Raw genomic sequence first — 22,089 nt, 5'->3', positions numbered from 1 at the left:
GAGATCATGTTCGGAAGGCTCAAGGACTGGCGACGAGTGGCAACGCGCTACGACAGATGCCCGAAGGTCTTCCTCTCCGCTGTCGCCATGGCCGCAACCGTCCTCTTCTGGCTTTGATCATCAATGAGTCTGGAGCCTAACAATGCGGAACACAAGCCCACTTACTAATGGTGCAAACTGCTGTCACCAAGCGGTCATTCGTCAGTGTGACCTTGACCGTCGGCCAAGGGCCGACCGGCGCATGAAACGCCGATCGGCAGGAGTAGTTACAGATCTATCCCTTCTGACAAGGACAGCGCATCGTCCAGGTCGACCCCAAGATAGCGAACAGTGCTGTCCATCTTGGTATGCCCGAGCAAAAGTTGAACAGCGCGCAGGTTACCAGTCTTCTTGTAAATCTGAGCAACCTTCGTCCGTCGCATCGAATGGGTGCCATAGGCGCTCGGTTCAAGGCCGATCGAGAGAACCCAGTCGCGCATGATCCGCGCATACTGGCGTGTCGATAAGTGCGGGCTGGCATGGACACGGCTGGGCCAAAGATATTCGCAACCGATCATCTCTGGATCTTTGATCCAACGCTCCACCGTCAGTCGCGTGGTTTCGGTGATCTCGAAGCGGACAGGTTTGCCTGTCTTGCTTTGCATCACGGAGGCGCGTTCCTTAACGCGGTCGGCGGCGTAAACATCGTTCACCTTCAGGCAGACCAGATCGCAACCCCGGAGCTTGCAATCAATGGCCATGTTGAAAAGCGCAAGATCGCGCTTATTGTCGGCCATTTCCAGCCGGACACGGATGGACCAGACATGTTTGGGCAGCAGGGGGCGTTTCTGGCCAACGATGCGGCCCTTGTTCCATGGCGCGCGTGCGGGGCGAAGGGCAGGAAGTGTTTCGATGGGCATGGCTTCTCTCCTGTCCACCATGCCCGCCACGTCCTCGGCTTTTCCGATAGGGCAATGTAACATCGACCACCGTTTCTGCGCTCACAAATCGTATGGGGCGGGGAGCGGTCGTTCGCGGAGAACCACACAGGTCAGGTAGAAAGCCACCTTCCCCCCGCTTGGCTTGATCGCACACAGGCATCGATGAACCGCATACCGGCGAGTCCGTCGAGCGCATCGGCCAAGACGCAACCGACTAGTTCCGGACACCCTGTCGCGCCCCGCTCCAGAAGGTCGGCAGCGTCCGAGTAGAGGGTCGCGAAGGCTTCCAGATAACCCTCGGGATGACCTGCTGGAATCCGTGCCGCCGCTGCTGTCAGTCCATCACCGCGGCGCAGCAGGCGGGTTGCCTCTCCAAGCAAGGTGACCTCCAGCAGGTCCGGGTTTTCCTGTTGCCATGCCAGACCTCCCCTTGACCCCGCGATACGCAAGCCAAGGGCATTCTTGGTGCCGGGCGTGATCTGGCTTGCCCAGATCATCCCTTTTGCACCCGAGGCAAAGCGCAAGAGCACCGATGCATTGTCGTCCAGCCTGCGGCCTGGTTCAAAGGCGGTTAGGTCCGCAAGAACATACTGCACCGGCAAGCCCGTTACAAAGGTCGCCAGATTGGCCGCATGGGTGCCAATATCTGCGATGCAGCCGCCCGCGCCAGACAGAAGCGGGTCCGTGCGCCAGACCGCCTGCTTCTGCCCGCTTTGTTCGACGGGGCCTGCAAGCCAATCCTGCAGATATTCCACCTGTACGTGACGCACCTCGCCAATGTCGCCGCGCGCGATTATGGCACGCGCCTCCCGCACCATGGGATAGCCGGTGTAGGTCTGAGTCAGCACGAATGTCATAGCCGTCTCGCGGGCCAAAGCAGCAAGCGCCTCTGCCTCGGCCAGCGTGGCGGTCATGGGCTTGTCGCAGATCACCGGTATACCCGCGCGCAGAAACGCTGTCGCGACCGCGGCGTGTAGATGGTTCGGTGTCACGATGGCAACGGCATCGATCCGATCGGGGCGGGCAGCTTCGGCCAAGGCCATCTGGGCAAAATTGGCATAGGCCCGATCCGGCGCAATCCCAAATTCGGCAGCGGACGTGGCGGCCCGTTGCGGGTCTGACGAAAATGCTCCAGCGACCAGCTGCCACCGTCCATCGAGTCGGGCCGCGGTCCGGTGGACGCCGCCGATGAAGGCCCCCTGACCACCGCCTACCATCCCAAGTTTCAAGGTCATTGCGAAAGTCCCAACATCCGCTCGATACGCGCTTGGTCGACTTGCCCGTTGGCAAAGTCGTCAAAAGCCTTGTCCGTCACGTCAATCAGGTGACGCGCAATAAACGGCGCGCCTTCGGCCGCACCCTGGGAGGGCGATTTCAGGAAACACTCCCATTCCATCACCGCCCATCCCCGATAGCCGTGCTGCGTCAAGCGGGTGAAAACGGCGGAAAAATCCACCTGACCGTCTCCAAGGCTGCGGAACCGCCCCGCCCGTTCGGCCCAAGGCGAATAGCCCGAATAGACGCCCTGCCGTCCGTCGGGTCGGAACTCTGCGTCCTTGACGTGGAAAGCCGAAATTCGGTCGTGATAGAGGTCGATGAAAGCCAGATAATCCATCGCCTGCAAAAGGAAGTGGGACGGATCATAGTTGATGCGGGCGCGGGGGTGTCCGGCGACGGCAGACTGGAACCTTTCCCAGCTTGCGCCGTCGAACACATCCTCGCCGGGGTGCAACTCGAAGCCGATATCAACGCCCGCATCGTCATAAGCGTCCAGGATCGGGCACCAACGTCGGGCAAGTTCGGCAAAGGTCGTTTCCACCAAACCTTCCGGACGCTGCGGCCAAGGGTAGAGATAGGGAAAGGCCAGTGACCCAGTAAAACTGACGGTTCCTGCCAGCCCCAGACGCTGCGCTGCCGTTGCAGCCTTCGTCACCTGATCCACCGCCCAGGCCTGCCGCTTGGCGGGATTACCCTGCACCGCTTTGGGCGCAAAGGAATCAAAGGCCGCGTCATAGGCGGGGTTCACCGCGACGAGCTGGCCTTGCAGATGGGTCGACAGCTCAGAAATAGCGACACCTGCCTCGGCACAGATGCCCCGTACCTCGTCTGCATAGGTCTGGCTTTCGGCGCAGCGGTCCAAATCGAAGAGCCTTCGATCCCATGTTGGGATCTGCACGGCCTTGTAGCCCAGCCCCGCCGCCCATCTGGCGATGCTTGGCAAACTGTCGAATGGCGCATCATCGCTTGCGAACTGCGCCAGAAAGATGCCCGGCCCCTTGATCGCCCCCGCCATCACACGCCCCATTCCGACAACATGGTCAGGGGTCTGATGTCGACCGGATGGGCCAGAAGTCGGTCAAGCTGCGAAAACAGCGGTTGCAGATGCGGCGCCGCCAGATGCCTGTCCAGTGCCGCGCGGTCGGTCCAGTTCTCGTAGAACACAAAGACGCAAGGGTCGGCGGCATCGACATGAAGGTCGTAGTTGATGCAGCCTGCCTCGGCCCGGGTCGGCGCGACCTGCGCTTGCAGCAGGGCCGCAAGTTCCTCGCGCGTTTCGGGGTGGGCGGTAACGGTTCCGATGATCGTGTACATGGTCAGCGCGTCTTCTGGCTCAGGGCGACGGCAAGGATGATGATCCCTCCCCGCGCGATGAGTTGTTGGCTGAATTCCAGCCCCATCAGGATCAGCCCGTTGTTGATCAGGCCGATCATCATCGCCCCGACGATCGTGCCAATGACCGTGCCCTTGCCGCCGAACAGACTGGTTCCCCCCAGAACGGCTGCCGCGATCACGGAAAGCTCGTCACCTTCGCCAAGCTGAAAGCGCCCGGATTGCAGTCGGCCCGCATACAGCATCCCGGCAAGAGCGGCCGCGCAAGAGGAAAGGACCAGCACCCGGAACTTGATCGACGCGGTGTCGATCCCCGAATAGCGTGCCGCCGTTTCGCCGCCCCCCGTCGCCAGAACACGACGCCCGAAACCCGACCTGCGCAGGGCGATATGGCCAATGCCCGCGACCAAGGCGATCCAGAACAACAAAACAGGGATCGGACCGACCGAACCGCCACCGAACACCCATGAATAGCCGGGCGACAGGATCGGCACCGCCGCGGTGCCGGAAATCCACATCGCCACACCCTTGGCGATGCCCATCATGGCAAGCGTCGTCAGGAATGACGGAATGCCGATTTTCGTGGTCAGCCAGCCGTTAAACATGCCAACGGCCAAGCCGGTGGCAAGCCCCGCCAACACCCCGCCCAGCGGACCGGCTACGGATATGGCCATCGCGACTGTGACCGTGGCAAGCCCCGCGACCGCACCGACAGACAGGTCAATCTCGCCTGCCGACAGCACAAAGGTCATGGCCACCGCCATCACCGCAATCATCGCAGTCTGGCGCACGATGTTCAGCAGGTTGTTAGGATTCAAGAAGCCCTTGTCATTCAGAGTGACCGCAAAGATCACGAAGATCACCACGAACCCGATATAGATGATGTTCTGCCGCCAATTGGCGAAAAATGCCCCGGCCGGGGCGGTTGCTGCCTTAGCCATGGTTGGCCTCCTTGATGCTCAGGGCTTCTTGTATTTCGATCTGCAGACGGCGTTCTGCCGCCTGCAAAGCGTGTTCGGGGTCTGTCTCTTCAGGATCGTCCAGTTCGGCGCGGTCCAGCATCTGATGCGCACGGCCATCGGCCATCACCAGAATTCGGTCACAGGCTGTCAGCAGTTCCGACAATTCCGAGGAAATGACGATCACGCCCTTGCCCGACTGCGCCAGTTCACGCACCAGGCGGATGATTTCGGCCTTGGAGCCGATGTCGATCCCCGCTGTGGGTTCGTCGAGGATCAGGATCTCTGGCGCGGTTACCAGCCATTTGCCGATCACCACCTTTTGCTGATTGCCCCCCGACAGGGTCGATACCGCATGGTCGCGGCTCGCCGTCTTGACCTGCAGCCGCTGGATCATCTCGTCGGCGATGGCGCGCACGCGGGGACGGTCCACCATCCCCCACGGCGAAATCCGCCCGATGACCGACATCACCATGTTGTCAGCCACACTGTGCGCCGGAATGATGCCTTGGGTCGCCCGTGCCTCCGGCACAAGTGCTATGCCATGGGCGATGGCATCCGCAGGGCGGCGGACCACCACCTTCTGCCCCTTGATCGCAATCTCGCCGGAAATCGCAGGCTCGATCCCGGCAATCACGCGCGCGAGGGCCGACCGTCCCGAACCAAGCAGACCAGCAAGCCCCAGAACCTCGCCCCGATGCAGGGCAAAGCTGACCTGCTCGGGCTTGTGCGGTCCGGTCACATCGGACAGTTCCAACAGAACCTCGCCGCGCGTGGCATCGCCCCGCGCCACATCGGCCAACCCTTTGGACTTCTTGCCGACGATATGCTCGATCATCACGTCGATCGGCAGTTCGGCCAGCGGTGCCGTAATCACATGCTTGCCATTGCGCAGGATTGTCGCGCGGTCAGAGATGCGGGCAATTTCATCCATCCGGTGACTGACGTAGATGATTGCAACGCCTTGTTCTTTCAGGCGCCGCAAAAAGACGAACAACCGCTCCACATCCGACACCGAAAGCGCGGTCGACGGCTCATCAAGGATCAGCACGCGCGCCTCCTGACTGATCGCCTTGGCGATTTCGGTCAGTTGCTTCTGGCCCGCGCCCAGATCACCGACCAGCGCATGCGGATCGACATCGACTTGCAACATGTCAAAGATCGCCTGCGCCCGCCGCACCGAATCCGCGTCGTCGATCATGCCGCGCGCATCCCGCGCCTCGCGTGTCAGAAAGATGTTCTGCGCCACGGTCAGTGTCGGGATCAGCGACATTTCCTGAAAGTTCATCGCAATGCCCGCCGCCCGTGCGGCCTCGGGCGTGTGGGCGGCAAGCGGGTTGCCCCCCACGACGATCTCGCCCTCTTCCGGCACATGCACGCCGTTGAGGACCTTGAGGATGGTGGATTTGCCCGCCCCGTTGCCGCCGAGAAGGGCGTGAACCTCACCGGCCAGAACCTCGAAATCCACGTTATCCAAGGCACGGATGCCGCCGAAAGACTTGGATATCCCCGTCATCCGCACGGCAACAGGGGCGGGCGCGGTCATTCCACCCGCTCCCACTTGCCGCTTTCACCCGACCGCAGCATTGCATCGGCCACCAGTTCGGTCAGCAGACCATCCTCGAAGTTCGGACTGGGCTGCTTGCCGCTGGCGATGGCACTGAACAGGTCAAAGCATTCCACGATCTTTGTCTCCGAATAGCCGATGCCCAAACCCGGGATCGGCCACAGACCGCCGCCATAGGGATGTGCGGGACCAGTGTAGACCGTACGGAATCCGCGCGCATCGGCCGGATCATCCGCGAACATCACCTGCAATTCGTCGCGCCGTTCGTAATTGAACGCGATGGAGCCTTTGGTGCCATGGATTTCCAGCGTGATAAAGTTGTTGCGGCCCCAAGCGTTGCGCGTGGCTTCGAGACTGCCGATGGCTCCGTTGCCGAAGCGCAGCATCGACACCACCTCGTCATCCACATCGACGGGCGCGCGTTCCGCTTCGGCGGACTTTTCCGACGCGCCCAGCTTGTCGACCCCGCCCTGCTGGATCGGGCGCGTGGTGACATAGGTTTTGGTCATCGCGATCACCTCGGCAATCGGGCCGACGAGGTAATGCGCCAGATCGACGACATGGGTTCCGATGTCGCCCACCGCCCCTGATCCGGCGATCTTTTTCTGAAAACGCCACGACAGCGGGCCGTTCTCGTCCGCAGACCAGTCCTGAAGGTAGGTGCCGCGGAAGTTCAGGATGCGGCCGATGCGGCCTTCGTCGATGTATTTCTTGGCCAAGGCAACCGCAGGGGTGCGCCGGTAGTTGAACGCGACCATGTGGATGATGCCTGCGGCCTTCGCGGCCTCGGTCATCGCGCGGGCCTCTTCCACCGTGCGGGCCAGAGGCTTTTCGCAGATGATGTGCTTGCCCGCCTTAGCCGCCGCGATGGCGATTTCGGCGTGGACGTTGTTGGGGGTGCAGATGTCGACCACGTCGATGTCAGGCCGGGCGACCACGCTGCGCCAGTCGCTCGACGCCTCGTCAAACCCGAAACGGCGGCGGGCTTCCTCGGCGGCCCCGTCGGTGACGTCGACGACAACCTTGCGGTGCGGGATAGCGGGGGCGGGCCAGAAGAACATCGGCATCGAGGCATAGGCCATGGCATGCGCCTTGCCCATGAACCCGCCGCCGATCATGGCGACGTTCATTACTTTGGTCATTTTCGATCTCCGCGAATATGGGGGCGGGACTTCGCGGGCAGAGTGAAATCGCCACCCCGAAGTCCCGGTTTGCGCGCGGGGGATAGGGACACCCCGCGCGGCATGGTTCAGCGCATCGAGGTCTTTACGTTTTCAGTCGCCTCGGTCGAATAGACCTGCTGCCAAGCCTCAAGCAGATTGTCTTTGGACACGGGCAGCGCAGGCAACGCGACAAAAGCCGGCGCATCCTTGTCCAGCAGGGCATAGCCCGCCAGCTTTGCTTCGACCACACCAGCGTCATAGGGGCGTTGCGCGCCAAGCCCCTTGATGAAACCGCCCTGCGCCATGCTGATCGCCACGTTCTCGCCAAGGTCGACGGTTGTGATGATCAGATCATCGCGACCGATGGCGCGCGCTGCCGAAATCACGCCCTCGGCGGGGACGTCCCAGACCGCCCAGATGCCCTTCAGCCCTTGATTGGAGGTCAGCATTGCACCGGCCGCCTTTTCCGCGTCGCCCGAAAAATCCGGCCCGCCGATGCCCTGCTCAGTCACGATCTGAATGTTCGGGTAATCGCTGGCGATAGTGGCCTTGAATGCGTCATAGCGCTGTTTTGTCACGAAGAAATCGGCGGCATGGAACACCAGACCGATCTCGCCGCCATCCGGCCCCAAGGCCTTGGCCATCAGATGCGCAGCGGCGACGCCGTTGCCATAGTTGTCGGCCGAAACCACCGATACATAATCCTTTCCCGCGACGAAACCTGTCGGGACGTTGTCCATGAAGACAAGCTTCGCCCCGGCCTCTTGTGCTGCGCGAAAGGCAGCGGCGGTGGCGGTGGGATCGGTCGGGATCGACACGATGATGTCGGGCGCCTGCGCCATGATAGTTTCAAGGTCGCTCACCTGCTTTTCCGGTTTGAAACCGGCATCGGTCACGGCGATCACCTTGATGCCCATCGCGGCGAACTGCGTTTGCAGCCCGTTGATCTGCGCACGGCTCCAGTCGTTGCCGCCGTAATGCATGACGATGGCGGCGGTGGCACCCATCTCCTTGATCGTTGCAAGCTCTGCATCGCTCAGCACCACTTCGGATGCGGGCGACGGATCTTCGCCACTTGGCCCTTTGGAAAGGACTGTTTCCTGCAACTTGGCAAGCGCCGCATCCGGATCAGCAAAGGCCGGTGCGCCAAGGCCAAAGGCAAAGGCAAACGCAGCGGCCGAACACATCAAGGTTCTTTTGGTTAACATTTCTTCATCCTCCCAGAGAAGTTACGGGGTCGTTCCCGCAGTAAAGGGCAGGCGGATCAGCCCGCGACGGCCCGTTTCAGGTAATCCATGCTCAGCCGAGCCCCTTCGGCGGGGTCGGACCAAGAGTCGAGTTCGGTGCAAACCCATCCGGCAAAACGGGTTTCCTTAAGCGCCTGAAGGATCGGGGCGGTGGGCACATCGCCGCGGTCAAGCGGGGTGAAGGCAAAGGGTTCGCGCTGAAACCCTTTGAGGTGGACGTAGGAAATTCGCTTCGCATGGTCGCGGATCAGCTGCGCCGGATCACCGCCGGCAGCCGCCAGATGCGCCGTGTCGGGGCAGAAATCGATCGCCGTCAGATCGAAGATCTTGGCCACTTCGGCGGGCCCTTCGACAATGGTCGACAGGTGCGGGTGGTAATGCGCCCGCAGACCGCGCGCCTCGGCCAAGGCCTTCACACGGTCAAGCGCCGCGCCCAGTTTGTGATAATCCGGCTCCCGCGTGCCATCAAAGCGCTTTGCGCCACCGCCCACCACAAGGTGCGGCGCGCCCAGTTCGGCGGCACGGTCCGCGGCACGAGTCACACGGGCCAGTTCCTCGGGCAGGATGTCGTCAAAGATGAAATTCCCGCCCGCATAGGTGGCGACCAGCTCCAACCCGTTGTCGGCCAGCAGCTTGCGCATCCCGGCAGCGCTGCGGTCCAGCAGGTTGCCGTCGAACATCTCTACACCGGCATATCCGGCGGCGGCGATGTCGGCGCAGGCGCGGTCCATATCGCCAAAGGTGCGATAGGCCAGTTGCGTGATCGACGTGACGCCGACAGCATCCCCCCCGAGGCCACCCCAGCAGTTGGCGTGATAGGCCAGTTTCCAAGCCGTCATTGGCATCCCTCCCATGCGGCAGGCCTCGTGGCAACGCTCCACTCTGCCCGCTTTTCCGTCGGTCTCCTATGACCGTGAGAGCTTGGTTAAGCTTAGATTCCGCATCGGTCAATATTATTTGTACTTATGTATAGCTACTTCTGCATTTTTACAGCAAAAGTTTTTTCTTGAACGGCAGAAGGGGTGCCTTTATCCCTGTCCAAACACTGCAAGGAAGCACCTTTGCCCCTGACCGGTCCCGATCTCATCGAATCGCCCCGCCCGCGTGGCAAGGGACGCCCGCGCACGGTCGAGACCGCTGCGCCTTCGTTGGTCGAACTCCTGAACCTCGTCCGCACCGGGGCGGCAAGCACGCGACAGGAACTGGAACGCCAAAGCGAATTCGGTCGCGCGGTTGTCGCCGACCGCCTGACGATGCTGGGGGATCTGGGACTGGTGGACGAAAGCGAACTCGGCACCGCGACCGGGGGACGGGCGCCGCGGCTCGTCAGGTTTGCCGCCCGGCGTGCGGCGATCCTCGTCGCGACGCTGGACCAGACGGCGATTGGCGTCGGCGTGGCCGACCTGTCGGGCAATCTGCTGACCGAACATCACGAGGCGGCTGACCTCACCGCGCCGCCCGGCGACCTGACCGACCGTCTGAGCGCGCTTTTTCGCTGGTCGATGGACCGCCACGCACCGCATGGCGGCATCTGGGGCATCTCTCTTTCCGTTCCCGGCGCGGTGCAGGGCACGACCGAGGGCGACTTCCTGACCACCACCCCGCCCGTCCTCCCTGCTTGGGAAGGATTTCCGCTTGTCGAAACATTGACCCGCCACTTTGGCGTGCCGGTCTGGATGCGGTCAAGCGTCGAAACCATGGCCATGGGCGAGTTGCACGCCGGCGCAGGGATCGGTATGCGCAATATGCTGTTCATCAAGGTCGGACGCCGCATCGGGGCAGGCATCGTCTGCGACGGCCAGCTCCATCGTGGCGCGCAGGGAGCGGCGGGGCTGATCGGGTCGCTTCCCGTCACCTCAGGCGGGCGCGACGGAACGCTGGATGCGCTTGCCGGATCAGATATGATCCAGCGCAAAGGCCGATCCGCCGCAGAAGACGGGCGCAGCCCGATGCTGGCCGACATCCTGCGGCGAAGCGGCGAGATCACCGCAATCGAGGTCTCGCAGGCCGCCCAAATGGGCGATGCCGTTTCGGCAGCGATCCTGTCGGAGTCGGGCCATCTGATCGGGCAGGTGGTGGCGACGCTGGCAAATGCGCTGAACCCAGAATTGATCGTGCTGTCTGGGTCCATCGTGCAGACGAATGACATCCTTCTCGCCGCGTTGCGCGAAGCCGTCTATGGCGCATCGCATCCTTTCGTGACCCGTGACCTGCGGATCATCCGATCGCAGATGGGAAGTTCGGCCGGTCTGGTTGGCGCGGCGCGCGTGGCGTCGGAGTCGCTTTTCGCTTCTGTTTTCCTAAAGGAATGGGTGATGCAGGGCAGCCCTTTGTTACATCCGGCATTCGTCAGCTTGCAAGACAGGCTTTCTGCTGAGGCCGCGCCCCCACCGCCCATGACGGCGCACACCGGAAAGGAGCTTACGCCATGATGATCTCCGGCCTTGGACCGCATGGCGAACGCGCCGCCCCTCCCGAGCGCGTTACCCTTCTGCCCGATGACCGTGCCGCCGCCAAGGCCGCCGGATGGCGCATAGCCGTTGTCCTGCACACTTTGGAAAGCGATTGGGCCAGACAGCAACTGTCCGGAATGGTCGGGATTTTCGGTGATTGCGGGGCAGCGGTCATCGACGTAGTGGACTGCGCCTTCTCGCCAGAATTGCAGGTGGCGGAACTGGACCGTCTGGTCACCCTGCGCCCCGATGCGATCATTTCGCTTCCCGTCGCCAATGAACAGGTGGCCGCAGCGCATAGGCGTGTATCGGAAGCGGGCATAAAGCTGGTGCTCTTGGACAATGCACCGACGGGTCTGCTGCCGGGCAAGGATTACATCGCCCTCGTCTCAGCCGACAATTTCGGTCTGGGCAAGATCGCGGCGGAAGGCCTTTCGCCTCATATCCCGAACGATGCCGAGGTCGGCATACTTGGTTTTGGCGCAGATTTCTTTGCCACGAACCAACGCGAGATCGCTTTTACCAAGTGGCTTCAGCTGAACCGCCCCGACATCAAACCGCGCGTCCGCCGCTTTGCGCGGATCGAGGAGGCCGCCTCCACGGCCGATGTCCTCTTCTCGGACCATCCCGGACTGGGCGGCCTGTTTGTCGTTTGGGATACGCCCGCCCTTGCGGCGGCCGTACGTCTGACGGAGCGCAAGGCAATTTTCCCAATGGCGACTGTCGATTTGGGCGAGGCGGCGGCCATTGCGCTTGCGCGGGGCGACACTCTCTGCTGCATCGCGGCGCAGCAGCCGTTATTGCAAGGGATCGCCGCAGCCCAGACGGTCGTTCTTTGCCTGCTCGGCCGCCCCGTTCCAGCCTGGATCGCCTTACCCGGCATCGTGGTTACGCGCGGAAATGTGGTCGAGACCTTCCAGGCCGTCTGGCGGCAACCCGCACCGCGCGAAGTGCTGCGTCTTCTGGGATTGTCATGAAGCGATTTTGATCACGTCTTTGGCGTCAGACCAAGATCGGCGACCCGAGCGGACAGCCTGTTGTGGAAGGTGGAGGCAGAAACTCCCCACAGTGTATGGCAGCAAAAGTACCCTGCAACGATTTGCTGCGACTGTGCTGATCGTCCGCTTTGGGCCGGGCACGTTGGTAAGCGTTCGCGGGGCATCACGGCTTGCCTAGCTTGACGGCTTGAAGTTCCACGGCATGAGATCATTGAGGCGGCTTTGGGGATGGCCGTTGGCAATCGCGGTCAGGGTGGCCTTGAGGTAGGCGAAGGGTTCGACGCCGTTGATCTTGCAGGTTTCGATCAGCGAGGCGATGCGGCCCCAGGCAATACCGCCTTCGTCGTGGCCAGCGAAGAGCGCATTCTTACGATTGAGCGCGATGGGGCGGATCAGGTTTTCGACCCTGTTGCTGTCGATCTCGACGCGGCCGTCATGCAGGAAGGTTTGCAACCCGTCCCAGTGATTGTGGATATAGGCGAGCTTTTCCCCCAGCCGGGATTTTCCGGAGATCTTGCGGCGCTGCGCCTGAAGCCATTCTCCGAAGGCTGCGACCAGCGGCGCGGTGCGGGCCTGACGGGCGGACAGGCGCTGGCCGGGCGAGATTCCACGGATATCGGCCTCGATGGCATAGAATTCGGCGATCCGGCGCAGGCCTTCGGCGGCGATCTCTGATCCGTCGCGATCGAAGATCTCCTTGAGTTTGCGTCGTGCGTGCGCCCAGCAATGCGCCACCCGAATGGGCGCGCCGCCCTTGCGCGAGGGTTGGGTCAGCCGGTTGTAGCCGGTGTATCCGTCGATCTGGAGGGTGCCATTGAAGCCTGTCAGGAAGGTTTCGGCATTCACCCCCGCGCGGTCCGGGGCATAGAAGTAGACGACGCCCGGGGGGTCCTCGCCGCCCCACGGCCGATCATCGCGCGCCAGTGCCCAGAGATATCCGGTCTTGGTCGTCCCGCGCCCCGGATCCAGCACTGGGGCAGAGGTTTCGTCCATGAACAACTTACCGGACCGCTTCAGGTGCTCGGCCAGCCGGTCCACCACAGGCTTCAGGTGGAACGCAGCCTTGCCTACCCACATGGCCAGCACCGCACGGTGCAGATCGAGACCCGCCCGCGCGAGTATCTGGCTTTGGCGATATAGTGGCAGGTGGTCCGCATACTTGCAGACCAGCACATGGGCAATGGTCGCCTCGGTTGGTAGGCCGCCCATGATCAGATGGATGCGCGCGGGCGCTTGGGTCACCCCGTCGGTGCAGGTCCGGCAGGCATACTTTGGGCGCACAGTGACGATCACGCGCAACTGAGCTGGCACGATGTCCAGCCGTTCGGTGCGATCCTCGCCGATCTTATGCATGACTCCACAGCCGCAAGGGCAGATCAGGCTGTCAGGTTCGATGACCTCCTCGACGCGCGGCAGATCGGCTGGCAGATTGCCGATGGTGCGTTTTGGGGCAGGCTTGATCGCCCCGTCGGTTGTTCTGGCTGTGCGCTTTTCTTTTTCCGCCTCGACCTTGGCCAGCGCGATGGACAGGTCCTCGAAGGCCAGCTGCCGTTCGTCCTCGGTCAGCTTTTCTGATCGTTTGCCATGCAGCGCATGGTTCAGTTCGGCGATCAGATGCTCCTGGCGTTTGGTGATGTCCTTGAGCGCCGCAACCTCTTCCAACAATGCCAAAACCGCTGCGCGCTGCGCAATCGGCATGGCGGAAAGGTCGAGGGCTGGGGCGTTTGACATGGGGGATTTCTATCAGAAAACCCCCGTAAAAACACGCAAAATCAATCAGATGATTCATTCTGCCGCAGCAGGCGGGCGGGTTTCCAACGCCTTGACCTTACGCCAGTCCAGCCCGGCAAACAGCGCCTCGAACTGGGCATGGTTGAGCGCCATCATCCCGTCTTTGATGGCAGGCCATGTAAAGCGCGCGTCCTCCAGTCGCTTGTAGGCCATCACCAGACCGGTGCCATCCCAGTAGAGCAACTTCAACCGATCGGCCCGGCGCGACCGAAACACAAAGACCGTGCCGGTGAACGGATCCTTGCGCAAAACCGATGACACCAGCGCCGCCAACCCGTCGTGCCCTTTGCGGAAATCTATGGGCTGCGTCGAGACCAGAACCCGCACACGGTTCGACGGAAACATCATGCCCGGGTTCCAAGCGCCCGCACGATCGCGGCAATTCTTTCGGCCTCCGTGGCGCAGTCCAATCGAATTGTCATCTCACCCAAGGCGATCTCGATCCAGTCGCGATCACGCGTTCCAGCCTCTGGCGGAGCCGCGACCACCCGGTCGCCCACCGACTGAACAACCGGCACAAAGCCGAACATGTCATCTTCCAACGCCGGCAGCACCAAACGGCCATCACGCGCCCGCCCGCGCCATTCCGACAAATGGTTCGCCCGAAGCCCATAGCGCGCCGCAACCGCATTCACCGTCGCGCCCGGCTTGAGGCTCTCCGCCACAATCTGCGCCTTGACCTCGTCAGGCCAGCGCTTCTGGCCGTTCGCCCGTATCTCCACCCCATAGTCCCTGAGAAACTCCACCGTAGTCGCCATCGCGAAACTCCAACCCGATCTCCATCACCGGCGGAATCGCAGATCAGACGGATAGGCAGAAGGTGGGAGCCAGAGAACGCTTACAAAGGTCTTGGCCTCAAGGCAAGCGTTTGCCGCCGCAATCGAGAATGCCTCAGGCAAATTTCTAGAGGAGGCCATCAATTATGCCGAGCATGACTCACCACACCATGAGCAACGCCGAAGGAGCCTTCTCGGCCTGAACAGCGCAGAGGGGGGAAATAAGACCCTCATCCGTGACCACATTCTTGACGTGTCGAAAACCGCGAGCATCCAAGAGGCGTTTCCTCTGGCTTCGATGCGGGTCTTTAACCTGCCACTTCTAAAGAAACGGCAAACCGCAAGGTCCGTTGCAATGCGACGTATATACCTAAGAGCCGTAGATGACGGTTTGCTGGGTGAACCAGACCCCCAAATTCTTCGTGAAATCCAGAACTTGACACCAAAGCTTTAGTTACTTGATGTCAAATGAGGGGATCTCGCGAGCAGACGAGCAAACTGTAGCGGGCATTAGGGGGAAGCGGAAACTCGACCGGCACAAACTCGCGCCGCTCACTTGGTGCGCGGCCGATGAGCGAGAGCAAAGCCTTCAGGCGCTTGAACGTCCGGTTCGGCAATCGAGCAATCCGGGTGGCAGGTCGCGATGCAATAAAGTTCGTGTATCCGAGGTTTCTCAGCAGTTCGATTGACGGCGTCGATCCCTCATTGATGTCTTCAGGCAATATCTCCATTGCAACGATCGGCCCATGTCTACGAAGCGTTTTCTCAGCGCCCCGGAGCGCAGCCTCCTCATGCCCCTCGATGTCCAACTTTATGAAGGACACGCGCTGTGCCGCCGCCACTTCAGGAATTATATCGATCGGAACAAGTTTTAGGGTCACGGGTTTGCTTCCGAGTCCGACGGGGCGATCCGACGGGCGAACAGACGTAGCCCCAAGATTCAGAAGATCTTGTGCAACCGAGATCTCGGTCTCCGCACTCGAGGCACCTAAATTAAGCGCGATCACATTTGGCACTAGGTCTGCGTTGCAAGCTAAGAGCCGGAAAGTCCTGGGATGCGGTTCAAGGCTCACCACACTTGGAAAGTGTCGTGCAAAAAATAGACTATGATTTCCGATGTTTGCCCCCACGTCAATTGCCTGCCCGCTGCGATCCATCCGCGGGAAGATCAATTCTTCAAGCGCCTCAAGCTCATACCTTTCATACTGACCGTCTATATGCAGTGATACGGAAATGGTATCGAACGCAAAACAAGCTAGTTGCGGGAAGCGACGTGCATGGTCCTCTGAAACTTCGGACAAATATAGCTTTGCCATCTTCCTCAAAAAAACGTTCCGGGTGCTCATCTTATAGTCATCCTTGCTGGGTTCTCTCATAGAAAAGCGCCGGGTCAGCAAACTTGTTGGCAGCATCGGTTATGTTAATCAACCATCATTTGGCAAGGGGCATGACTTTCCTTGGTCGGCTATAAAGCCCTTTCAACGCAACACTCAGATTGCCTCTGTTTTGCGAATGACCTAACCGCCCCACTCGTTGCCCCACCGCCAACAAACCCCGCATCATTTGGGTACGAGATCTACCCAAGGCTTCGAATCCTGGCGCCCCAGCCAAGTTTTCCTTTGGGAAGACCAACTTGAAAAGGCCCGCTGCGAAGCGGGCCTTTTGTTTGCAGCGGGTTTCAGATCAGCTTCGGGCGACAAGTGCTTCGGACAGAAGGGTTTTCACTGCGTCGCCGGGTACATCCGAGGCGACGAAGGCATCACCGATTCCGCGCGCGAGGATAAAGCGCAGCTGGCCATCGACCACCTTTTTATCTTGCCCCATCAGCGCCAGAAGTGTCTGAGCATCCGGCAGATCGCCCGGAATGTCTTTCAGATCAACCTTGGTGCCCATGGCGCGAAGATGGGCTCGTACGCGGCTTGGTGCCTCTTGCGAACACAGGCCCAGACGCTGCGACAACTCAAATGCAAGCGTGCAGCCGATGGCGACGCCTTCGCCGTGCAAAAGCCGCTCTGAATAGCCGGTGGCCTTTTCCAGCGCATGGCAGAAGGTGTGCCCCAGATTGAGCAAGGCGCGCTCGCCTTCCTCTGTCTCATCGCGACTGACGATTCCGGCCTTCATCTCGACCGAGCGGCGCACGGCATATTGGCGCAGGCTGCGGTCTTGGGCCATGTTGGGGGCGTTCACCTCCAGCCAGTCAAAAAACGCGGCGTCGCCCAACAGACCGTATTTGACGACCTCGCCATAGCCAGCCAGAAAATCGCGGGCGGGCAAGGTTTCCAGCACGTCGATATCGGCCAGAACCAAGGTGGGCTGGTGGAACGCGCCGACAAGGTTTTTGCCCTGCGCGGTGTTGATCCCGGTCTTGCCGCCGACCGAACTGTCTACCTGTGACAAAAGCGTGGTCGGGATCTGCACGAACCGCACACCCCGGCGCAATACAGCAGCCGCAAAGCCCGCCAGATCACCGATCACCCCGCCGCCAAAGGCCACAACGATATCACGCCGCTCGATCTTCTGCTCCAGCAGCCATTCGGTTGCGCGGGCAAATTCGGGCCAGCCTTTTGTCGCTTCGCCTGCCGGAAGGGCAAGGGCGGTGGCCTCGATCCCCTTGGCCGCGAAAGAGGCCAGAAGCCGCTCAAGATGCAAGGGTGCCACAGATGAATCGGTCACCACCGCAACTTTGCGTCGCCGCAAAAACGGCAACAACTGCGCGCCTGCGCTATCGATCAGACCGGGGCCGATGCGCACCTCATAGCTGCGCGCACCCAGATCGACCGGGACCACATCCAGCGTCATATCACTCTCCTTCAAGAACATCGGGCCGCGCCCGCAGCCCCGTAAGCACGCGCTCTGCCATGCCCTCGATCGACAGATCGGGGCTGGCATCCACCGTCACATCGGCCTGACTGTAAAACGGCACGCGCGATTCATACAGCGCGCGCAGCGTCTCGCGCGGGTTGGACGTGCGCAAAAGCGGCCGGGTGGCCTTGTGCCGCACCCTGTTCCACAGCAGATCAAGGTCGGCCCGCAGCCAGACCGCAACCCCGGCCTCCGAAATCAGACGGCGGTTGGATTCGGCCAGATAGGCCCCGCCCCCGGTGGACAAAACGCATGGTGGGCCGCGCAGCAAACGGGCCAGCACCTCGGATTCGCGGGCACGGAAGAACGGCTCGCCGTCACGCTCAAAAATCTCGGCAATCGAACGATTGGCGGCGCGGACGATTTCCTCGTCCGAATCAACAAAGGGAACCCCCAGTGCGCGCGCCAGTGCCGTTCCCACAGCAGTCTTGCCCGCACCCATCATCCCAACCATGGCGACCGTCTTTTTCAGGCGTGCCACGCTGCCTCCTTCAGTTCGCTGACCCCATTGGCCTGTCTTTGCGGATTGCGGCGGCGTTTCGCCCGTATCACACGCATTTTTTTGTTCATGGCGTGAACTCGCCGCGAATGCCATATATAATCGCGCGGAAAGCTGCCAGGTCGGCGCCTTGAGGGCGCTGATTTGGTGCAAGCGAACGAATGTTGAAAAGACGGCTGCGGCAAGACGACGGGGAAAACCCGTGGTACGCAGATAGATCGGGCTGAAAGGGCAAAAGGCAATGGTGGGGCGCATCCTCAAGACGGTGTTTGTATTGGGTATCTTGGGTTTCGTGGCATTGACCGGTTATGCCTATCTGGCGGACCTGTCCCCCAACCAGACCGAAGTCACGGTTCCGGTGACGCTGAATGCCGACTAGGGCACGCCTGCCTGCAGTTTTCTGCGTCCTCGCTTGGGGGGCGTTGCCGGTTTGGGCGGATGATCCGTTGTCCGCGATTGACTGGCTTTCCAGTTCGGTGTCCTCCCCAGCCGGTTCGGCCATCGGCACACCCGCCAAACCCAAAGAAGCGCCGGTTGTGACCGGTGGGGCTTTGCCGCAATCTGTGGCGGTATCGGTGCTGGATGGCCAATCGCCCGATGGCATTGGCCTGTTGTCACCTGCCACGACAGGTCTGCCGCTCGATTTGTGGGGCATGGGGCTGGAGGAGGAGGTGCGCGGCGCGATTGCGCAGGATCGCAGCGATCTGTTGCCTACGCTGCAAACGCTGACCATCACGCTGATGCTGGCCGAAGCCGCCCCGCCTGCTGACAGCAGCGGCAAGGGGGCTTTGCTGCTGGCTCGGATTGACCGGTTGCTGGCGATGGGGGCGCTGGATCAGGCGGCAGCCTTGCTGGAGGCCGCACCAGCCGGAGATCCGGAGTTGTTCCGCCGGGCGTTTGACGTGGCCTTGCTGACCGGGCACGAGGATCGTGGCTGCGAGATGATGCGCAAAACGCCCAATCTGGCACCGACTTTTCCTGCTCGCATCTTTTGTGTGGCACGGTCAGGCGACTGGAATGCGGCGGCACTGACCCTGCGCACGGCACAAGCGCTTGGCTATGTGACCGAGGAAGAAGATTCGCTGCTGTCGCGCTTTCTTGACCCCGATATCTATGAAGGCGATGCCCTACCCCCGATTCCTGCCCGGATGACTCCGTTGGCGTGGCGCATGTTTGAGGCCATTGGCGAGCCGCAATCCACCGCTTCGCTGCCGCTGGCCTTTGCCCATGCCGAACTGCGCGACACTGCAGGCTGGAAAAGCCAGATCGAGTCGGCGGAACGGCTGGCGCGAGCCGGGGTGATCGCGCCCAATGTTTTGCTGGGGCTCTACACCGAACGTCTGCCCGCCGCCTCGGGCGGGGTCTGGGATCGGGTAGAGGCGTTTCAGCGTTTCGAGACTGCACTGCGGGCCGGCGATCCGGGTGCTGTGGCGCAACGCCTGCCTGCCGCATGGGCACGGATGACGGATGCGGAACTGGAGGTGCCCTTTGCCGCGTTGTTTGCGACCGAACTGTCGCGCCTGCCCCTGACCGGTCAGGCCGGGCACATCGCGTTTGAGCTGGGGCTTTTGTCCAGCGATTATGAAGCTTTGGCAAAGGCCCACAAACCGGCGTCCCCGCGTGAGGCGTTCATGATCGGGCTGGCCACCGGCTCACTTGCGGGCGCGACTCCGCCCGATACGCTGGGCCGCGCGATTGCCCCTGCCTTTTTGCGCGACGGCGCCTCTCCCGAGTTCGCCGCCTTGATGGAGCAGCGCCGGATGGGCGAGGCGATCTTGCTGGCGATAGAAAAAATCGGGCGCGGCGTGCAGGGGGATTTGTCGGGTGTGACCGATGGTCTGGCCTTTTTGCGCCATGTCGGGCTGGAAGACACCGCCCGGCGCACCGCTTTGGAACTGATGCTGCTAGAGCGGCGAGGATGAGCGCTGGCCCCGCAACTACAGATGGCTGGATTTCCATGTTTCTGGAGGCGCATGCCGCCGAACTGGACGCGGCGCGCAACACGCAACTGGCCTATGGGCGCGACCTCAAGGATTTTGCCGCATGGGTCGCGCATCGGGGCGGGCATTTTGCCACCGTAACCCGCGACGATGTAGAGGCGTATTTGGTGTCATGTGATGCCAATGGCCTTTCAAAAGCCACCCGCGCGCGGCGCTTGTCATCGGTTCGGCAGATGTACCGTTTTGCGCATGACGAAGGCTGGCGCGCCGAGAATCCCGCCATACGGATCAAAGGCCCCGGCGCGGTGCAACGCCTGCCCGATGCCCTGAGCCAGGACGAGGTGTCGCGGCTGATGGACGCCGCACGCACCCATGGCCGCACCGAACCCGACCGCGCCCGCGCAACGGCGCTTCTGGAACTGGTCTATGCCACCGGCATGCGCGTGACCGAACTGGTCAGTCTGCCGGTATCTGCCGCGCGCGGCGATCCGCGCATGATCCTTGTGCGCGGCAAGGGCGGCAAGGAACGCATGGTGCCGCTGTCCGGACCCGCCCGCGCCGCACTGGTCGCGTGGCTGGCACACAGGGATGAGGCCGAGGACAAGGCCCGGCTGGCGGGAAAACCAGTGTCGCGGCATCTGTTCCCCGGACCGGGGGCCGACGGCCATCTGACGCGCCAGCATTTCCATCTGATGCTGAAAGATATCGCGGTGCTGGCGGCGGTATCGCCCGCGCGGGTCACGCCGCATGCCCTGCGCCATGCCTTTGCCACGCATCTGCTGGCAGGCGGCGCCGATCTGCGGGTGATCCAGACATTGCTGGGCCACGCCGACCTGTCCACGACCGAAATTTATACCCATGTGCTGGACGATCATTTGAAATCACTGGTGCTTGACCATCACCCTTTGGCAAAATCCACCAAGGGTTCTTGAAGCGTGATCCACCACAGCCCATAAAACCTGCCACCCTTTCACAAGAAAAGATCACCATGGAAAACGTTGCCCTCGACACCGCCTTTTGGCTGACTGCCGCTGGGATACTGTGTCTGCTGGTTTTGTCTGCCTTCTTTTCAGGCTCGGAAACCGCGCTGACAGCCGCGTCGCGTGCAAAGCTGAAGACCAGCGCCGACAAAGGTTCTCTCGGGGCGGCCTCTGCCATGAAGATCACCGAAGACAACGAGCGGATGATCGGCGCGATCCTGTTGGGCAACAATGTGGTCAATATCCTGTCGGCATCGCTTGCGACGGCCATGCTGACCCGGATGCTGGGCGATTCCGGGGTGGCCTTTGCCACGCTCGGTATGACCATTCTGGTGCTGATCTTTGGCGAGGTGCTGCCAAAGACCCTTGCCATCACTTTTCCCGAAGCCTTTGCAACCCGCGTTGCCCCGGTCATCCGGGTGCTGATCCTGGTCTTCTCGCCCATCGTTTCAGTGGTGCGGGTGCTGGTGCGCGGCGTGCTGCGCCTGTTTGGCGTCAAGGCCGACCCCGAGGGCAAATTCCTTGCTCTGCGCGAAGAGATCATGGGCGCGATTGCGCTTGGCCATTCTGAGGGCGCGGTGGAAAAGGAAGACCGCGATCGCCTGCTGGGCGCGCTGGATCTTGGCAGCCGGACGGTGGATGAAATCATGCGCCACCGTCGCCACATCGAGATGCTGGACGCCGACCAGTCCCCCGATCAGATCATCACCAAGGTTCTGGCCAGCCCCCACACCCGCCTGCCTCTGTTTCGCGGCGACGAGGAGAACATTCTGGGCGTTATTCACGCCAAAGACCTTCTGCGCGAGGTGGATCGGCTGCTGCGCAGCGAAAACGGTGCTGTCGGGTCGGTCAAGAATCTTGATATCGTCAAGGTTGCGATGAAGCCCTATTTCATTCCCGACACCACGGCGCTGGATGAACAGATGCGTCAGTTTCTCAAACGCCGCACGCATTTTGCGCTGGTGGTGGATGAATACGGCGGCTTGCAGGGGCTGATTACGCTGGAAGATATCCTTGAGGAAATCGTGGGCGAGATCACTGATGAATTTGACGTGGTGCAAAAGGATTCCGCGCTGAAGCGGGCCGAGAACGGCGATTATCTGGTCGAGGGTCAGATGACCATCCGCGACCTGAACCGCGCGATGGACTGGAACCTGCCAGATGACGAGGCAAACACCATCGCCGGGCTGGTTATCCATGAAGCACAGATGATTCCGAATGAAGGTCAGGCCTTCAGCTTTCACGGCTTCCGGTTCGAAGTGGTGCAAAAGCGCGAGAACCGGATTGTGAAGCTGAAGATGCGGCCTCTGTAGCACCGCGCGCC

Annotated in this window: 21 protein-coding genes and 1 pseudogene; 7 read left to right on the top strand and 15 right to left on the bottom strand. The window is 61.6% G+C overall.

The window, feature by feature from the left end:
• Positions 1 to 117: pseudogene (locus Q8K08_RS20265) on the top strand (IS5/IS1182 family transposase); the annotation flags it as partial.
• 149 nt (positions 118 to 266) lie between these two features.
• Here Q8K08_RS20265 and Q8K08_RS20260 read toward each other — a convergent pair.
• From Q8K08_RS20260 to Q8K08_RS20220, 9 genes are all read right to left on the bottom strand, one after another.
• Positions 267 to 899 carry a tyrosine-type recombinase/integrase gene (locus tag Q8K08_RS20260; RefSeq protein WP_305251549.1) on the bottom strand — a complete coding sequence of 211 codons (633 nt, stop codon included), beginning with the start codon at positions 897 to 899 and terminating at the stop codon, positions 267 to 269.
• Between the two features lie 131 nt (positions 900 to 1,030).
• Positions 1,031 to 2,155, bottom strand: a complete 1,125-nt coding sequence (locus tag Q8K08_RS20255) for a Gfo/Idh/MocA family protein (protein WP_305251548.1) — start codon at positions 2,153 to 2,155, stop codon at positions 1,031 to 1,033.
• Complete coding sequence (locus tag Q8K08_RS20250; RefSeq protein WP_304801613.1) at positions 2,152 to 3,213, bottom strand: sugar phosphate isomerase/epimerase; 1,062 nt, start codon at positions 3,211 to 3,213, stop codon at positions 2,152 to 2,154. The genes Q8K08_RS20255 and Q8K08_RS20250 overlap by 4 nt, the downstream gene beginning before the upstream one ends.
• Positions 3,213 to 3,512, bottom strand: a complete 300-nt coding sequence (locus Q8K08_RS20245; RefSeq protein WP_305251547.1) for a putative quinol monooxygenase — start codon at positions 3,510 to 3,512, stop codon at positions 3,213 to 3,215. The genes Q8K08_RS20250 and Q8K08_RS20245 overlap by 1 nt, the downstream gene beginning before the upstream one ends.
• A gap of 2 nt (positions 3,513 to 3,514) precedes the next feature.
• Positions 3,515 to 4,471, bottom strand: a complete 957-nt coding sequence (locus Q8K08_RS20240) for an ABC transporter permease (protein ID WP_305251546.1) — start codon at positions 4,469 to 4,471, stop codon at positions 3,515 to 3,517.
• On the bottom strand, positions 4,464 to 6,035 hold the full coding sequence (locus Q8K08_RS20235) for a sugar ABC transporter ATP-binding protein (protein ID WP_304803898.1): 1,572 nt from the start codon (positions 6,033 to 6,035) through the stop codon (positions 4,464 to 4,466). The genes Q8K08_RS20240 and Q8K08_RS20235 overlap by 8 nt, the downstream gene beginning before the upstream one ends.
• Positions 6,032 to 7,198 carry a Gfo/Idh/MocA family protein gene (locus Q8K08_RS20230; protein ID WP_304803896.1) on the bottom strand — a complete coding sequence of 389 codons (1,167 nt, stop codon included), beginning with the start codon at positions 7,196 to 7,198 and terminating at the stop codon, positions 6,032 to 6,034. The genes Q8K08_RS20235 and Q8K08_RS20230 overlap by 4 nt, the downstream gene beginning before the upstream one ends.
• 107 nt (positions 7,199 to 7,305) lie before the next feature.
• A complete protein-coding gene (locus Q8K08_RS20225; protein ID WP_304803894.1) occupies positions 7,306 to 8,427 on the bottom strand; it encodes a substrate-binding domain-containing protein in 1,122 nt (373 codons plus the stop codon).
• 56 nt (positions 8,428 to 8,483) lie between these two features.
• Positions 8,484 to 9,305 (bottom strand): sugar phosphate isomerase/epimerase, encoded by an 822-nt coding sequence (locus tag Q8K08_RS20220; protein ID WP_304803892.1) that lies wholly within the window; start codon positions 9,303 to 9,305, stop codon positions 8,484 to 8,486.
• A 222-nt stretch (positions 9,306 to 9,527) separates the two neighbouring features.
• Between Q8K08_RS20220 and Q8K08_RS20215 the strand changes: the two genes are divergently transcribed.
• Positions 9,528 to 10,898: an ROK family protein gene (locus Q8K08_RS20215; RefSeq protein WP_304803890.1), complete on the top strand. Its 1,371-nt coding sequence runs from the start codon at positions 9,528 to 9,530 to the stop codon at positions 10,896 to 10,898.
• On the top strand, positions 10,895 to 11,896 hold the full coding sequence (locus Q8K08_RS20210) for a substrate-binding domain-containing protein (RefSeq protein ID WP_304803889.1): 1,002 nt from the start codon (positions 10,895 to 10,897) through the stop codon (positions 11,894 to 11,896). The genes Q8K08_RS20215 and Q8K08_RS20210 overlap by 4 nt, the downstream gene beginning before the upstream one ends.
• Before the next feature lie 195 nt (positions 11,897 to 12,091).
• Here Q8K08_RS20210 and Q8K08_RS20205 read toward each other — a convergent pair whose 3' ends face one another.
• The 6 genes from Q8K08_RS20205 to Q8K08_RS20180 form a co-directional block, all read right to left on the bottom strand.
• Complete coding sequence (locus Q8K08_RS20205) at positions 12,092 to 13,648, bottom strand: IS66 family transposase (RefSeq protein ID WP_305251545.1); 1,557 nt, start codon at positions 13,646 to 13,648, stop codon at positions 12,092 to 12,094.
• 54 nt (positions 13,649 to 13,702) lie between these two features.
• Positions 13,703 to 14,056 carry an IS66 family insertion sequence element accessory protein TnpB gene (gene tnpB, locus Q8K08_RS20200; protein WP_305251544.1) on the bottom strand — a complete coding sequence of 118 codons (354 nt, stop codon included), beginning with the start codon at positions 14,054 to 14,056 and terminating at the stop codon, positions 13,703 to 13,705.
• Positions 14,053 to 14,466 (bottom strand): transposase, encoded by a 414-nt coding sequence (locus tag Q8K08_RS20195; RefSeq protein WP_305251543.1) that lies wholly within the window; start codon positions 14,464 to 14,466, stop codon positions 14,053 to 14,055. The genes tnpB and Q8K08_RS20195 overlap by 4 nt, the downstream gene beginning before the upstream one ends.
• Positions 14,467 to 14,948: 482 nt before the next feature.
• The gene (locus tag Q8K08_RS20190; RefSeq protein ID WP_305251542.1) at positions 14,949 to 15,830 is read right to left on the bottom strand and encodes an FkbM family methyltransferase; all 882 of its coding nucleotides are present in this window, start codon (positions 15,828 to 15,830) and stop codon (positions 14,949 to 14,951) included.
• Positions 15,831 to 16,167: 337 nt separating this feature from the next.
• Entirely contained in the window at positions 16,168 to 17,283 is a 1,116-nt protein-coding gene (gene aroB / locus Q8K08_RS20185; RefSeq protein ID WP_304798861.1) for a 3-dehydroquinate synthase, read from the bottom strand.
• 1 nt (position 17,284) lies between these two features.
• Entirely contained in the window at positions 17,285 to 17,941 is a 657-nt protein-coding gene (locus Q8K08_RS20180; RefSeq protein ID WP_305251541.1) for a shikimate kinase, read from the bottom strand.
• Between the two features lie 145 nt (positions 17,942 to 18,086).
• On the opposite strand from Q8K08_RS20180, the gene Q8K08_RS20175 reads away from it, so the two are divergent.
• The 4 genes from Q8K08_RS20175 to Q8K08_RS20160 all read left to right on the top strand — a co-directional run bounded on the left by Q8K08_RS20175 (position 18,087) and on the right by Q8K08_RS20160 (position 22,078).
• Positions 18,087 to 18,224 carry a hypothetical protein gene (locus Q8K08_RS20175; RefSeq protein ID WP_304802460.1) on the top strand — a complete coding sequence of 46 codons (138 nt, stop codon included), beginning with the start codon at positions 18,087 to 18,089 and terminating at the stop codon, positions 18,222 to 18,224.
• 97 nt (positions 18,225 to 18,321) lie between these two features.
• Entirely contained in the window at positions 18,322 to 19,767 is a 1,446-nt protein-coding gene (locus Q8K08_RS20170; RefSeq protein WP_305251540.1) for a hypothetical protein, read from the top strand.
• Positions 19,764 to 20,717, top strand: a complete 954-nt coding sequence (locus Q8K08_RS20165; RefSeq protein ID WP_304802456.1) for a tyrosine recombinase — start codon at positions 19,764 to 19,766, stop codon at positions 20,715 to 20,717. Before Q8K08_RS20170 ends, Q8K08_RS20165 begins: the two co-directional genes overlap by 4 nt.
• Before the next feature lie 56 nt (positions 20,718 to 20,773).
• Positions 20,774 to 22,078: an HlyC/CorC family transporter gene (locus Q8K08_RS20160; protein WP_304802454.1), complete on the top strand. Its 1,305-nt coding sequence runs from the start codon at positions 20,774 to 20,776 to the stop codon at positions 22,076 to 22,078.
• The last annotated feature ends 11 nt before the right edge of the window (positions 22,079 to 22,089 follow it).

It is taken from the genome of Pseudotabrizicola sp. (assembly GCF_030684215.1).
Taxonomy (GTDB): Bacteria; Pseudomonadota; Alphaproteobacteria; order Rhodobacterales; family Rhodobacteraceae; genus Pseudotabrizicola.
The sequence above is the reverse complement of the archived record's forward strand: the minus strand, read 5'-3'. Positions and strand labels throughout refer to the sequence as shown.

Coding starts and splice junctions, on each gene's coding strand:
- Q8K08_RS20205 (WP_305251545.1), bottom strand. CDS start 13,648: ATGTCAAACGCCCCAGCCCTCGACCTTTCCGCCATGCCGATTGCGCAG.
- Q8K08_RS20160 (WP_304802454.1), top strand. CDS start 20,774: ATGGAAAACGTTGCCCTCGACACCGCCTTTTGGCTGACTGCCGCTGGG.
- Q8K08_RS20260 (WP_305251549.1), bottom strand. CDS start 899: ATGCCCATCGAAACACTTCCTGCCCTTCGCCCCGCACGCGCGCCATGG.
- Q8K08_RS20235 (WP_304803898.1), bottom strand. CDS start 6,035: ATGACCGCGCCCGCCCCTGTTGCCGTGCGGATGACGGGGATATCCAAG.
- tnpB (WP_305251544.1), bottom strand. CDS start 14,056: ATGATGTTTCCGTCGAACCGTGTGCGGGTTCTGGTCTCGACGCAGCCC.
- Q8K08_RS20195 (WP_305251543.1), bottom strand. CDS start 14,466: ATGGCGACTACGGTGGAGTTTCTCAGGGACTATGGGGTGGAGATACGG.
- Q8K08_RS20230 (WP_304803896.1), bottom strand. CDS start 7,198: ATGACCAAAGTAATGAACGTCGCCATGATCGGCGGCGGGTTCATGGGC.
- Q8K08_RS20165 (WP_304802456.1), top strand. CDS start 19,764: ATGAGCGCTGGCCCCGCAACTACAGATGGCTGGATTTCCATGTTTCTG.
- Q8K08_RS20190 (WP_305251542.1), bottom strand. CDS start 15,830: ATGAGCACCCGGAACGTTTTTTTGAGGAAGATGGCAAAGCTATATTTG.
- Q8K08_RS20210 (WP_304803889.1), top strand. CDS start 10,895: ATGATGATCTCCGGCCTTGGACCGCATGGCGAACGCGCCGCCCCTCCC.
- Q8K08_RS20220 (WP_304803892.1), bottom strand. CDS start 9,305: ATGACGGCTTGGAAACTGGCCTATCACGCCAACTGCTGGGGTGGCCTC.
- Q8K08_RS20225 (WP_304803894.1), bottom strand. CDS start 8,427: ATGTTAACCAAAAGAACCTTGATGTGTTCGGCCGCTGCGTTTGCCTTT.
- Q8K08_RS20180 (WP_305251541.1), bottom strand. CDS start 17,941: ATGGCATTCGCGGCGAGTTCACGCCATGAACAAAAAAATGCGTGTGAT.
- Q8K08_RS20250 (WP_304801613.1), bottom strand. CDS start 3,213: ATGGCGGGGGCGATCAAGGGGCCGGGCATCTTTCTGGCGCAGTTCGCA.
- Q8K08_RS20175 (WP_304802460.1), top strand. CDS start 18,087: ATGGTGGGGCGCATCCTCAAGACGGTGTTTGTATTGGGTATCTTGGGT.
- Q8K08_RS20255 (WP_305251548.1), bottom strand. CDS start 2,155: ATGACCTTGAAACTTGGGATGGTAGGCGGTGGTCAGGGGGCCTTCATC.
- Q8K08_RS20245 (WP_305251547.1), bottom strand. CDS start 3,512: ATGTACACGATCATCGGAACCGTTACCGCCCACCCCGAAACGCGCGAG.
- aroB (WP_304798861.1), bottom strand. CDS start 17,283: ATGACGCTGGATGTGGTCCCGGTCGATCTGGGTGCGCGCAGCTATGAG.
- Q8K08_RS20240 (WP_305251546.1), bottom strand. CDS start 4,471: ATGGCTAAGGCAGCAACCGCCCCGGCCGGGGCATTTTTCGCCAATTGG.